The organism is Paenibacillus sp. G34 (genome assembly GCF_056856875.1).
Genome location: NZ_CM166469.1, coordinates 4,624,272 through 4,637,408 on the forward strand (window position 1 = coordinate 4,624,272; position 13,137 = coordinate 4,637,408).

Below are 13,137 nucleotides of genomic sequence, written 5' to 3' on the forward strand. Positions count from 1 at the left end.
TGTTCCATTAGCAATTGCCCTATACACTGGGTTCTGGATAAACTATACATATTTATTAGGAGGATGTTCATGTTAAATCGCTTTAATGCTCGTGCAGCCAAAATGATGCTCGCGGTCACCACCATTGTTACGGCTACGCTGGGAGGCAGTAGTGCAGCTTGGGCTATGGAAGACAGTACTTCAACAACTTCTGCTTCACCCATCAAAAATGTAATCATTCTTATTCCTGACGGTATGGCTAATGACGCTACTGCACTGGCTCGTTGGTATAAAGGTTCCTCCCTGACCATTGATTCCATGGCAAGCGGTATGGTGCGTACACACTCCGCGGATGCGCCGATTGCGGACTCGGCTCCTGCAGGAACAGCCTTTGCCACAGGACATAAATCTCATACCGGTTTTGTCGGTGTATTGCCGGACAAGGCCACCATGCCTGGACAAAAACCGATTGCAAAAGGAGACGAAAGAAAACCTGTTGCTTCCGTATTGGAAGCTTCCAAACTTGCGGGTAAAGCAACGGGGATTGTAGCTACATCCGAAATTATGCATGCAACACCAGCAGACTTCTCGGCACATTACCCTGATCGTAAGAACTACGACGCACTCAGCAAACAACAAGTCTTCAATGGCATCGATGTTGTATTGGGCGGCGGCAGTAAGTATCTGGAACCAGCTGGACGTAAAGATGGTAACAATCTCGTTGCCTCCATCAAAGCACTCGGCTACGATTATGTAACTACACCTGCGGCGATGCAAGCATCTACTTCGAATAAACTGTGGGGCATGTTCTCTCCAGCAGGCATGTCATACAACATGGATCGTGATCCTGCCAAGCAGCCAAGTCTGGCGCAGATGACATCCAAAGCGATTGAAGTTCTCTCCAAAAACGAGGACGGCTTCTTCCTGATGGTCGAAGGCAGCAAGGTAGACTGGGCTGCTCATGCCAATGATCCAATTGGGATTATCAGCGATGTGCTTGCTTTTGATGATGCGGTAAAAGTAGCGATGGACTTCGCCAAAGCCGATGGGAAAACTGCTGTTGTAGCCGTATCTGACCATCAAAATGGTGGACTTACGATTGGTAATGCATCTACAACAGGCACGTATGACAAAGAGCCGTTGTCTACTTTTATCGGACCTTTGAAAAAGGCTAAATTGACAGGTGAAGGTGTAGAAGCGAAACTGGATGCGAAACGCACCAACATCAAAGCAGTCATGAAACAATACTACGGCATTTCCGATCTGACTTCCGAAGAGGTTGCTGCAATTAAAGCCGCCGAGCCAGGCAGCCTGAACTATGTCGTAGGCCCAATGATCAGCAAACGTGCGGGTATCGGCTGGACAACAGGCGGACACACCGGTGGAGACGTAGTCCTATACACATATGCCCCTAACAATGATCGTCCATTCGGTGTCATTGATAATACAGATGTAGCCAAATACATGGCACGTGTCCTCAATCTGGATCTGGACAGTGTAAGCAGGCAACTGTTCGTACCTGCCAAACAGGCGTTTACAGCCAAAGGTGCCACAACCAAACTGGATCTGACGGATGTAAAAAATCCGAAGATTCTCGTAACGAAAGGCAACACCAAGCTTGAATTGCAAATCTACAAAAATGTTGCTCTTGTAAACGGTAAAAAGACAGAACTTGAAGGCGTAATTGTGTATAACGGCGTGGATGCTTTTGTACCGCAAGGTGCTGTGGATCTGATCCAATAAAAGCGGCATAGCGAATAAACAAACCCCCGAACACTGACGAGACAAACTTGTCAGGGTTGGGGGTTTGTTCTGATGATTAATAAATGATTGAATGAATATGCGACTCTCTTACTTATTCTTCCACGGTCACCCTATCGGTTTATTTTGAAAATGTCAGAATGCCATACTGGGAAGTGTTCTTCCAGCTATCATTGGTGAGATCATTCCATTTCGCTGTGCTCTTGTTGTTATTTCCTTGATTATCATTAATTTGAAGTTCAAATCCCATGACTTGACCTTCCTTCGGAATGAGGGACTGTAATCTGATTTTTGCCTCCACTTGATATCCTTTGGACGTTTTCTTCACGGCACTTTGGAGTCGTCCTGAAGAGGCACTGCCTGCAAACGTAGCAACGTTATCTGCACTGATTCTGAACTGGGCGTCATCATATTGATAGAAAGGGGTACGTTGATGGTTCTCATCCAAGAAAATCTCAACGGAATCCTGATCCCATGGATCAGTAGCGTTGGTTATAATTTGTGGATCAGTGACATCAATAAACAGATATAAATCCTGACCAGACCACATCGCACGGGCCTCAGCGGATGCTCCTCCGCTCTGATTCAGTGGTGTAATATGGAATGGCGTAACCTTATTCCATTTTGCATCCTTTTCTCCATCAATCGTTACGGTTCCTTGCAGTGCTTTGGCGGATTTAGGCATACTCGCCAGCTGGATGACGCCGAATTTGCTCGTATCCTTCTCTTGCGATAATGTACGGTCATTCCAGTACAAGACATGCTGCCCTTCTGCTTCACTCGTTCCGCCATCCGTCACCCGAACATCCAGTCCAATTTCACGTGCAAGCGAACCTGTTGCATTAGTCAATGGTATGGATAATTCAACCTGATACCCGCCTGCCGCTTCACGAACGCGATAGTTCTTCGCTCCAGTCACTTTGCCTGCACGACTTATCGTGATATGCTGGTCGTCCGCCTCGTATACGGGGGTTTTGCCATTATTTAAATCCACAAACAGCTCCACCTTGTCCTTCGAATGTTTCGTTGTATCCTTCACATCAACCAGAACATAAAGGTTATTCTTATCCCATAGTGTACGGAAAGAAGCTGAACCTGCATTGCCTTTCAATGCTGTCGAAACAGCCTTGTTCCACAGAGGATCTTGTTTCGCTGCCTTTGTGTTCGGTTTCCCGGACAATGTAACCGCACGTTGCGTCAAAACAGGCAGGCTGGATTCGTCAGCTAAACCCCAATAGGCCGGTTTGGATTGCAACGCTGAGTCAAACAAAAACGCCTGGTTGTTATACGACTTCTCATCTTGCAGACCCCATAAGGTTACCGATGAGATGACATCACTATGTTTTTGATACAGGTCAAACAGCTCTTTATAACGATAGGCCTGCTTCACAGCAACATCCTGTGGCAGCTTCTCGCCATAAGGAATACCACTATCGACATCGAGCTCGGTAATCTGGATATCCAAACCTAGACCCGCAAAAAGATTGATTGTTTTCTCAATCTCATCAATCGGCGGAGATTCAAGATTATAGTGGGATTGCAGACCGACACCATCAATCAGCCCTTTTTCTTTCAACTTTTTCACCAGTTGATACATATGCTCTCTTTTTTCAGGAATTTCGGTGTAGTACTCGTTATAGTATAATTTCGCATCCGGGTCGGCGGCGCGTGCAAACTCAAACGTTTTCTCAACATAATCCGGACCGATCAGCTCATAGAACGGGCTTTTGCGCATTCCGTTGGCATCCCCGTTGCTATCTGCAATCGCTTCGTTCACAACGTCCCAGGCGTAGATTTTGCCCTTATACCGTTTCATGACCGTATCTACATAGTTTTGGACCCGACTGAGTAGCAAATCCCTGCTCGCAGGATTCCCCTGGTCATCCTTGAACATCCACTCCGCTGCATCAATATGCCAAAGCAAAGCATGTCCACGTAAACCCATTTGATTTTTCTGTGCAAAGTCCACATATTCATCTGAGGCTTGGAAGTCATACACACCGTTGGAAGGAGACACAAACTTCGGTTTCATCTCATACGTTGCAGTCAAACTATTAAAGTGTTTGGTTAACAATTGACCATAAGCTCCTTCAAGCTGCCAGCGATACACCGCGGCCCCAATCGGAAACTCGGTCTGGTACAGATCTTGTAAGGAAGGAATATCGGTCTCAATAGCGAGTGGTGCGGCTTCCTCAATCGTTACATCATCCACATAAAAGGATAAGGTATCTACCGTTTCATCAGAGATATAAGGTGTTTCAATAAAGAAATTCAGCTCCTCAGGGTTATCGCTGTATTGGTACGTGGCCGTAACCTTATGCCATTGTTGCCAGTCATCTTTAGGGATCGTGACCTTGTCCAGCATGTTCCAACTCTCTGCCCCATTCTTCTTGTAGGCCGTTAGCTGAATCGTCTGATCTGAAGCTGGTTTCTCCGTAAGTTTGACATAGAATGAAATGTTATACGTAGAATTAGGCTTCAACAGACCTTTCATTTTCAGCATCGGCCCATGAAAGGAGCGCTGACGGCTCGAGACAAGCATACTCCGAGTACCTTGATGCGCTGCCTGCTCTGAAACGGTCAAACTTTCGCTGCCAACACGCTGAAGCCAGCCTTGAAGTGTCCCATCCTCAAAATCGGTTTGAAGCACCTTGAGGTTCTGCCCAGAAACCGCCGCAACCTCAGAACTTACTCCCTGCTCAATCTGTTGTTCTTGTGCAAAAGCAGCCTGCTGAAAAGGAACCGTCGTCATCACAAGCATCGTTGCCAGCAGGGTTGAACTCACTTTTTTAAACGCCTTTGTCTTCATTTCATTCCTCCTCTCAATTTAACTTGTATTATACACTTTGAAATAACGCTTACATATATATTTTTGTAAATTTTTTCAATAAATCCAGATAAACCTGCTTAGTTCTTGTATAATAAACATGAACCGACATAGAGCAAAACAAAGGAGAGAACAAGTATGTTAACCAAACTGAACTGGATTACATTACGCGTGAGTAATCTGGAAGCATCCATTCACTTCTACCACCATCTGCTTGGACTTACCGTTCAGCGCAGATTCGAAAGCCGCGGGAAGCATATCGCCATGCTTGGACTTGATCTCACCAGCGAGACATCGCTGGAATTAATCGAGGGCGGTGAACAGATCCTGAAGCCGGAAGCTGGCATCTCGATCGGTTACGAAGTAACGTCACTTGAGGCAGCTATGGAACGTCTGGTTGAGATGCAAGTTCCCATTCTGCGCGGACCTGTGCAGCCGAACCCCCGTCTGCGTTTTATTTATATCGCAGACCCGGATGGGTTCGAGTTGCAACTTGCTGAGCATCTGGAATAGAAGTTTATTTTACAGTTTCATGCGGCGCATCAGTGGCACGCCTATGCTGTTCAACAATCGGTCTAGTAATGCCCAGCACCACCGCCTGCGGAATGAGAGATGCCGATCATACACTGCAGAGTATTCGAAATCTGCTTCCGCACCACGATTCCGTTTGAACTGGGCCGCACCAGCACTCTCATGTAGTAACACTCTGTTGTTCTGGGCTTGTCCAATGAGACAAGCGGACAACATGCGGTACAAACCGACAGATTGGGGAATGTTGGTATCGTAGCCGAACAGTGGCGTGGTCATCACCCCGTTGCGGCAAAAATAACCCATCACTGCATCCAAGCGGCCTTCCTTACGCAAGCCGTGTAGACTTAATGTTCCGTTCGCTCTGGCTGTAGCAATAAAACTCTCGCTGAATTGCGGATTGTCATAGGAGTACTTTTCCAGATATAACATCCGGTACAGTTCCACAATTCGCGGGATATCTGATTCCGTAATATCTTCACCGGAAACCAATTCATAGCCATGTTTGTTCAGTAATGCCTGATCCCGTTTAAGCAACCAGCGCGACTTGGCATTGCCGAAATTCGGATCATGGGCCTGATACAGATAAATCTGCCTGCTCGGTATAGAGCGGCATCCAGCTTCCTGAAGCCCTGTTATAAGATTCGAGTGCAGTGCGGAGCCCAGAGAACGAAAGATCACCGTATGCTGCGGATAGCGCTCCCTCACCGCTTTCAGGATATGTATTGCCTGCTCACCAGTCATGGCAGGGTACAGGTTGGTCGATAACAGCCAGTTGTTCACATGTACAACCTTATTGATCCGGGATTTTTTCATGCCCCAGCCTATCAAACTAAGCAACACGGAGAGTCCTTTTTCCAGCATTGGCTTCTGTAACATGGTAAGTTCCTGCTTGGCATATCGCACATAGTGAGTATACGGGGAACAGACATAAGCATTATCATATTCCTCCTCATTCACGGTAATCGGCAGCACAAGGTCGTCCATACGGGCAAGGAGCAACGTGGTATTTACGTTAGCCATGTATTCTGTTGTTCCCTTCAAGATCATCGGCTCTAAATATGCCTGTGCGTATTTTGCATCCTCGGTATCGGGCCAATCCATGCTATGAATTGAATGTCGATCATATAACTGAACACGTCCTCCGTTGTCCATGACACCTTCCTCTTTCATCTGATGCCCATTGCTAACCAAGCCGTATTCGCCAGCATTTTTCTTCAACCTCTGATTCCTCCATGGTGTGCATCATATCATAGTAGCTTTACTCACGAATGTTCTCCGATTTGGTTACGAATTCGGCAATCCGCTCTCCCGGTTGTAAATTCGGTCGATCATAGTAATATACCATGCCGAAATGATACGTCATCTGCTTCGCAACGATATAAAATCGCTCTTGTTCGAATTCATTTTCCAGGCAAAATACGGTGCCATTCCTTTCATATCCGTACATAATGGAATTTAACTGAGTGATCTCTTCTTCTGTGGCAAGCCGAAACAACTCCACGTTAAATATCGTCCCGGGACACAGAATGAACTCTACCTCACTGAAGGTAATCTCCACATTGTGATAATATGAAAAATCAAAACTGCCTGCCAGTACCAACTGCTGGCACTGCTTTTTTCCAGGCTCGATCATGTAAAAATGCTCGATATTGCTCGCCTTCAATTCCTGTTGCAGCTGCTCTAGCTTTTTGTTCTGCTCATGGAAGGAGTCATGCACTATTCCGAATCAGTCCTTTCTAGTCAAATATGCTGCGAGGTGTCGATACTTAGGCCCATCTACTCTGCTGTTCACTTCTTCCAGATCCATCTCCAGCCAGTACTCGGCCTCCATCAATTCAACCATATCCAGCCTTGTAATCTCGGCACATTTCGGATGCTCAGCTGCTGCAACCATCGGTTCGGGACTATCATCCCAATTAAAACTTGTCACCACTGCATGTACCAACACTTCTGAATCCAATATCCGAACTTTCTCACAGGCTGCAACGGAAGACTCCTCGTAAATAATATCATCAACAATCTGCTGCTCTTCATCTGTCAATTTTAAACGTATGGCTCCAGGTGTATCCAACAGCATATCGGCAATGCTCGGATTCTGTTCTCTTGCCAGGTTCCAGGCTGTTGCCATGATACCCTTCGGGGAATCGAGTTTTGCACCATGTTCAAGTAATAGACTGATCGCTTGGGGCTGCTTGAACCTTACCGCTTTTTTCAAAGCAGTATCTCCCAGTTTATCTTCTGCTTCCAGATCCGGCCCGGCTTTGAGCAAACAGCGAATGCCTTCAAGCGGGGTACGATTGGTCAAAAAAATCATAAGCGGTGTTCGTCCACGCTCATCCCGTTCATTGACATCCAATGAGGATGAAGTAATAACTTCACATAGGTGTTCTACATCTTTGATTTTACTAATATCTTTCCAATTCAAGATCATCTCTCCTTGACTACTTTTCTATTTCGGCCCGCGGCCCCAAACTCCAGAGGCGTTTCACCGTCATCTTCTATACCTCTACTCTATCTAAAAAAATGTAGAGCTACAAGGGACCTATGAACGTCAAAAAGGCCCGTACAGCGCATAATTATGCACGGACGGGCCTACTTGGAATAAAATCAATCTGATAGGTTATACATGCCTAGGGAGAGAAAATCATGACTTAAAGCTAAGCAGATAGCCCCAGTCTAAACTATCAATGTAGTAGGTATAACATCTACCTAGGATTCAGTCTGCTCAGGCAGTATGCTGATCCGATACCAGACCACTCAAATTAACAATAAGCTTCTCCAGTTCGGTAAAGCTTGCCACCATATTTTGCGTCAGATTGCGCTGTTCTTCCATACTCGCCAGAATCTCTTCCGTTGCAGCACTGGATTGCTCAGTCACACTGGAAATTTCGGATACCTCATTAACCACCCGAGTCGAGGATTCCTTCATCGTTGCTGAACTTGTTTCAATTTCTGTAGCCTGGGTCAACACATTCTGTGAATTGGTATTAATGGACTGGAATACCCGTTCCGTTGTCAGAACACTTTCTGCCCCAACTTGCAGCAACTGACGAACCCCTTCAAATCGGCTTGTCAATGCTTGCGTCTGTGTTCTCAGACTGGTGAGGATCGAGGTAATCTCACTCGCCGATTGGCCTGAGCTTTCAGCCAGCTTGCGGACTTCCTCCGAAACGACAGCAAATCCGCGTCCATGCTCACCTGCCCGTGCTGCTTCAATAGCTGCATTCAGCGCAAGCAGGTTGGTTTGAGTGGCGATATCGGAGATACTGTTCAGCATTAACGTCATCGATTCACTCTGATCATTGAATTTCTTCATATCATCAGCAGTCGTATTTATTGTCTTGTACAATTCATGCATCTGTTCGTTCAGGTGACCCATCTGCGCACTACCCGTCTGTGTACTTGAGGCCATGCTTGCGGACAGCTCTTTCATCTGCTCGGAATAAGACGCTACGTCCTTAATATGACGGTCAGACTGAGATAACGATTCGGAGATTTCAGCAATACTGGTCGCCTGAAACTCGACCCCTCTTGCAACTTCACTGAATCCAACCGTAACTTCGTTGGTGATGGCTCCAGTCTCTTCCACTTTTTGTTTCAATTGCTCTGTATAGCGTGACAGCCCTACAACAGCTTCTTTTACCCGTTCCAACATGATTTCCACACGAGTGTGTGACTCTTCTACCTGCGCTCCCCGTGCTTCACTATCCATGAACAATCGTTTGTTCACCCTTGACACGGTGATCATGATAATTCCGGTTACGATATACATACTAAAATTAATCAAGTCAGCAAAGAGCAACTCTATGCTCGCCGATGACACAACAACAAGTTGAACCGTGAAAAAGGCAAGCATAACCGAAAAGGCAATATTATAGTGCTTACTATTCGGATACAGGAGCAGCGGTGAAACAATAAGAATGCCTTGCACGGCATTCATCGCGTCACGACTTACGTAAATTCCACTGGCGATCACCGCTACGGTCACAAACCATGGAATGATATGTATACCTTTTTTCATAAAATTGCATACGGTAACTGCTAAAGTAACTACAATGGAGAGTAGCGTGGACAGCCATAGATCGGGAACAATAATCGTGATCCCCGCGCTGATGGCCGTTATGGCCCACATCATGTAACTTACTAGTTTGTTTCTCTGCCAAGTGATCTCATCGATACGATTCATGCTTACCCCGTCCTTTATGTAAGTTAAAAAAATTAACATATGTAGGTCACTGTAAGTTTATTGTTAGTCCATAGTCCTGCTTATACGTAGTTCTGTAACCCCTGCGCCTTTAGCATAGTACATATTAACTTCATAAACGTGCAGTCAGTGCCACTTTATGTATATCGGCAATTTATGTCTAAAATTAATATGTCTTAATAAATATATCTTAATATATGCTCATCTGATTAGTGGTTCCAAAACAAAGAGCCTGCTCATGCGTAGGCACGCATATAACAGACTCTTTACTCCATCTTTTATAAAGTATAGGATCTCATATACCTTCCGGCTGTTACTTGCCAAATACCAGTGTTGTATTCGATGATCCGGCATATTTCGTAACAAACTCACGTGCATATGCCGCGCTTTCAACCTGATAGCTGTAGTTATTGCTTGGTCTCCAGTTGGTTTTTGGAGAAATCGGGCTGTTCAGAGCAGGTGTGCTACCTTTATCCGTAAATTCTCCTTTACCTTTGTCGTCCAGAATGCCGCCTTTTTCAGCCCCTGCGCCAAAGTAATTGTTTTCCGAATAAATACGCGCTTTTTCTCCGATCGTAATCGCCTGGTTAAAGTTGTTAGCATAATTGTTTTTGATGTGGAAGAAACCATAACGCATGAGTCCAGGACCACGTACATACAAGTTTTCAAAGTAGTTATTGGACATCGTCACATGAGGCACACCGTTATAGCTGCTGTTGCCGTCATTCGGGTGTCCTAGAATAATGCCATATTTGTGATTCGCAAATTTGGAGTTACTGATCGTGATATAGTCTGCGCGGTCACCGATATACAGAAGCTTATCCAGATCACTGCCGCCAGAACTGTAGTTGTGGCCCGAGAATGTAACATGGTCGATCCAATAGTTGGAGCCGGAAGTAATGTACATCTGGATATCATCGTTCGCATTAATGTTCGCAGAGTGATTAAACGTCAGATTTTGAAAGATCACATTGCTTGATCCCGAAGTGGATCTGAAGTGAATGTTCGTTAACGTATGTCTGTCAAAAGAACCTACCAATGTTTTGTTGGAACCAAATTCAACTTTTTGCAAGCTGGATGAAGAAATATTCTGTTCAACAACGACAATCTTGGATGTAGAGCCTGCCATATGTGTTCTCAGATCATTCAGATTACTGACATACACGACCTGACCGTTCTTGCCTCCCGTTGTCGCCGCCTTGGATACACCGTTCTCATTCTTCGCATTACCAGCAAAACCAGTCAAACCATTTGTGCCCGTGTTGGGAAAGTTAGCTGCACCATATGTAGCAGGGGCTGTTGAAACCGTTAACAACAATAAAGTGACTGCGAGTGAAAATAATGAAAACTTCTTCAAAATATCACCATCCTTTGTAATTTGTCCCTTCAAACAACTCGATTATAGCTTGTAACCTGCATTGTGACAATACCATTATTGCAAAAAGACAATTATTTTATCTTTTTTGCAACAGCAGGTCAGATATCGTGAAAAAAAAGAAAGATGAGACCATGTCACGCCTAACTCATGAACTCATCTCATCTATCCTGAAGCATCTATTTAATTTTGATTTCAAATCGATCTTTCGCAACATCTTGTACATTTCGATAAACCTTACCAGGTTTTCCTTGCAACTTTAATACGATCGATTGGGGTTCATCAAGAAAATTACTGGCGAACGAATACGTCATGCCATTGCCTGTTCCACGGGCTCCGCTTCGGGATAAGGTTGTCTTCTCCCCTTTTTTGGAGGTTGTCACGATCTCAAACGGCTGAATAATATCACTAATGAACGATTCCTTCTCATAGTCAAGCTGCTCTTTGGGATCATAATCGAGCCTTACCTGTGTTACCAGCGGCGAAATTTCCACGTCCGATATCAACACTTCGTACTCCCCGAACTTGAACGTTTGATTCACAGGAATAATCTCCGTTTTAGGAATAGAAAATTTAGGGTCTAATGCAACCATAACATTCATTTTTTTAGAAAATTCGTACTTACGTTCCTGCGAATTCTCCCTCTGCTTCTCCCGTTCTATTCCATTTTCCTTGCCCTTTTCATCATCGAGGCGATCAGGAACGACAGAGGAAAGCTGAAATTCAAAATTTAATTTTTCCGGAAGCGCCGTGCTGCGACTTCGGTCAAACGTGGTACGACCTCGGAGGACATTATTCTGATCTGAGAAATGAATGCTGCTAATGCTGCCGTTATCAATCACATGTCCTGTCGAAGCATCCGTCAATTTCGTGTTCGCCAAGGAATATACACCACTCGGTGTATCCGTCCTGGCTGAGTATAAGAGGATAACTCGATTCTCATCCGCCATCAACGCATCCAGCGTAAACGTGTATTTTCCCATCGTCACCGTCTGATCAACACGTTGAACATAATTATGGTTAAGAGCTGAGGTAAGGGTAGCACTCTCCTGATCTGTGCGCAGCAATCCACGAAAAGGCTCCAATCCCCCCCAATGAACTTCAGGTTCGGAAGAGGTTAACCGTTGCTGCCCGAGGTCTCCAAGTGATGCGAACAAAATACCCGCCACAGCAAGTGATACAGCGCATAACACCGCGATCCATTGTCCTCGTCTTCTTTTACTCGATCTACTCGTTCTGGCTTCCGCCAAGCCGCGTTGTATGGCAGCAGCCGTATTGGCCGAATCTAATTCTCTACGCTGTTTGTTAACCTCATATGCATCTGCCAGCAATGCTTTTTCCTCCGGGCTAGTGGTCATGCCAATCCCTCCTATTCTTCATCAGCTTCCGTAATTGCTCAAGACCCTTATGCTGCCATGTCTTAATTGTGCCTTCGGGTTTGCCAAAGATTGAAGCAATATCTGTAAGTGTCATATCGTTGTAGTACTTGAGCAACAATACATGCCGATACTTCGGTTTTATTTTCAGCAAAAGAGACTGCATGGCTATACGATTATCTCGGGCACTAATCATCCACGAAGCCGGGATATTCTTCTCCATGCTCTCATCCGGCTGAAGTATAGTTCGCTTGCGGCGGCGCCGTTCGTCAATACAGACATAAATCAAAATTCGAATAATCCATGATTTAAATGCCTTCTCATTTTTTAGCGTACGACGTTTAATCCAGGCCCTGCAGGTCATCTCTTGTATTGCTTCCAGCGCGTCCTGCCGATTGCGCAAATAGCTATAAGCTATGGATAACAATGTATCCTGGTGCTCCATAACGGAATTAACAAACAAAGATTCATCGTGCACATGTATCCAGTTCATCTGTTTCATCCCTGTCTCGCTATCCATCCTGTTCCCCTCCTTCTCTCTCTCTCTCTCTGGTATAAGACGGATGAAACGCCCAAACCGTTTTCATTATTTTTTGAATAAAAAAAGCTCCCCATCCATAGATAGGAGCTACTATTCCTGCACTCGTAATCGAATTACATCTACTTACAGATTGCCCGTAATTTCAATTCCGTCAGCTGACACCAGCACGTTCTGAATCCAGGTTGTCAACGAATCTAGGAACACCCGCAGTTCCGGTTCAACACCTTTCACCTGCTCCAACTCGGACAAAATCCCCACCCATACCTCTTTCACCATCGGATTATCCCAGCAGGGATCAAACGTCTGTAGCTCTTCTCCACTTTGCGGGTCCGTTAAAGGAAAAGCACGATTAATTGCTGGACGAATATGCTTGAAATCCTCATCATAGATAAACAGCATATCTTCTTGCCTTATCTCATGCACATCTTCTTCATTCAGGTATAGAGGAGATAAGGTAAACCCAATGTTCCTTTCCGGGCCTTCGTACCGATAAAGGAGCACCGGAACTTTACTTTTTGATCTTCTCGCCACAACGTTCACTCC

Annotated in this window: 11 protein-coding genes; 2 read left to right on the forward strand and 9 right to left on the reverse strand. The window is 45.2% G+C overall.

All coding sequences use genetic code 11. The features are described from left to right. Positions 1 to 69: 69 nt before the first annotated feature. Positions 70 to 1,722, forward strand: a complete 1,653-nt coding sequence (locus tag AC1VYS_RS21020; RefSeq protein WP_482911312.1) for an alkaline phosphatase — start codon at positions 70 to 72, stop codon at positions 1,720 to 1,722. A gap of 139 nt (positions 1,723 to 1,861) precedes the next feature. On the opposite strand, the gene AC1VYS_RS21025 is transcribed toward AC1VYS_RS21020, so the two are convergent. Continuing rightward, positions 1,862 to 4,549, reverse strand: coding sequence for an endo-1,4-beta-xylanase (locus AC1VYS_RS21025; RefSeq protein WP_482911313.1), 2,688 nt, complete (start codon positions 4,547 to 4,549; stop codon positions 1,862 to 1,864). Positions 4,550 to 4,705: 156 nt separating this feature from the next. Between AC1VYS_RS21025 and AC1VYS_RS21030 the strand changes: the two genes are divergently transcribed. After that, on the forward strand, positions 4,706 to 5,080 hold the full coding sequence (locus AC1VYS_RS21030; protein WP_482911314.1) for a VOC family protein: 375 nt from the start codon (positions 4,706 to 4,708) through the stop codon (positions 5,078 to 5,080). A 9-nt stretch (positions 5,081 to 5,089) separates the two neighbouring features. On the opposite strand, the gene AC1VYS_RS21035 is transcribed toward AC1VYS_RS21030, so the two are convergent. The 8 genes from AC1VYS_RS21035 to AC1VYS_RS21070 all read right to left on the reverse strand — a co-directional run bounded on the left by AC1VYS_RS21035 (position 5,090) and on the right by AC1VYS_RS21070 (position 13,125). After that, positions 5,090 to 6,316: a GNAT family N-acetyltransferase gene (locus AC1VYS_RS21035; RefSeq protein ID WP_482911315.1), complete on the reverse strand. Its 1,227-nt coding sequence runs from the start codon at positions 6,314 to 6,316 to the stop codon at positions 5,090 to 5,092. A gap of 40 nt (positions 6,317 to 6,356) precedes the next feature. Further along, positions 6,357 to 6,731, reverse strand: a complete 375-nt coding sequence (locus tag AC1VYS_RS21040; RefSeq protein WP_482934408.1) for a hypothetical protein — start codon at positions 6,729 to 6,731, stop codon at positions 6,357 to 6,359. Between the two features lie 93 nt (positions 6,732 to 6,824). Then, on the reverse strand, positions 6,825 to 7,529 hold the full coding sequence (locus AC1VYS_RS21045) for a DUF4274 domain-containing protein (RefSeq protein ID WP_482911317.1): 705 nt from the start codon (positions 7,527 to 7,529) through the stop codon (positions 6,825 to 6,827). Between the two features lie 294 nt (positions 7,530 to 7,823). Next, the gene (locus tag AC1VYS_RS21050; protein WP_482911318.1) at positions 7,824 to 9,284 is read right to left on the reverse strand and encodes a methyl-accepting chemotaxis protein; all 1,461 of its coding nucleotides are present in this window, start codon (positions 9,282 to 9,284) and stop codon (positions 7,824 to 7,826) included. A gap of 331 nt (positions 9,285 to 9,615) precedes the next feature. Continuing rightward, positions 9,616 to 10,659: a pectate lyase family protein gene (locus tag AC1VYS_RS21055; protein ID WP_482911319.1), complete on the reverse strand. Its 1,044-nt coding sequence runs from the start codon at positions 10,657 to 10,659 to the stop codon at positions 9,616 to 9,618. Between the two features lie 197 nt (positions 10,660 to 10,856). Further along, positions 10,857 to 12,035 (reverse strand): DUF4179 domain-containing protein, encoded by a 1,179-nt coding sequence (locus AC1VYS_RS21060; RefSeq protein ID WP_482911320.1) that lies wholly within the window; start codon positions 12,033 to 12,035, stop codon positions 10,857 to 10,859. Beyond that, the gene (locus tag AC1VYS_RS21065; RefSeq protein WP_482911321.1) at positions 12,025 to 12,573 is read right to left on the reverse strand and encodes a sigma-70 family RNA polymerase sigma factor; all 549 of its coding nucleotides are present in this window, start codon (positions 12,571 to 12,573) and stop codon (positions 12,025 to 12,027) included. The genes AC1VYS_RS21060 and AC1VYS_RS21065 overlap by 11 nt, the downstream gene beginning before the upstream one ends. Positions 12,574 to 12,717: 144 nt before the next feature. Then, a complete protein-coding gene (locus AC1VYS_RS21070; protein ID WP_482911322.1) occupies positions 12,718 to 13,125 on the reverse strand; it encodes a hypothetical protein in 408 nt (135 codons plus the stop codon). Between the last annotated feature and the right edge of the window lie 12 nt (positions 13,126 to 13,137).

Excerpts from the sequence above, each read along its gene's own strand:
- AC1VYS_RS21060 (WP_482911320.1), bottom strand. The coding sequence starts at position 12,035 with ATGACCACTAGCCCGGAGGAAAAAGCATTGCTGGCAGATGCATATGAG.
- AC1VYS_RS21045 (WP_482911317.1), bottom strand. The coding sequence starts at position 7,529 with ATGATCTTGAATTGGAAAGATATTAGTAAAATCAAAGATGTAGAACAC.
- AC1VYS_RS21065 (WP_482911321.1), bottom strand. The coding sequence starts at position 12,573 with ATGGATAGCGAGACAGGGATGAAACAGATGAACTGGATACATGTGCAC.
- AC1VYS_RS21030 (WP_482911314.1), top strand. The coding sequence starts at position 4,706 with ATGTTAACCAAACTGAACTGGATTACATTACGCGTGAGTAATCTGGAA.
- AC1VYS_RS21050 (WP_482911318.1), bottom strand. The coding sequence starts at position 9,284 with ATGAATCGTATCGATGAGATCACTTGGCAGAGAAACAAACTAGTAAGT.
- AC1VYS_RS21025 (WP_482911313.1), bottom strand. The coding sequence starts at position 4,549 with ATGAAGACAAAGGCGTTTAAAAAAGTGAGTTCAACCCTGCTGGCAACG.
- AC1VYS_RS21020 (WP_482911312.1), top strand. The coding sequence starts at position 70 with ATGTTAAATCGCTTTAATGCTCGTGCAGCCAAAATGATGCTCGCGGTC.
- AC1VYS_RS21040 (WP_482934408.1), bottom strand. The coding sequence starts at position 6,731 with ATGATCGAGCCTGGAAAAAAGCAGTGCCAGCAGTTGGTACTGGCAGGC.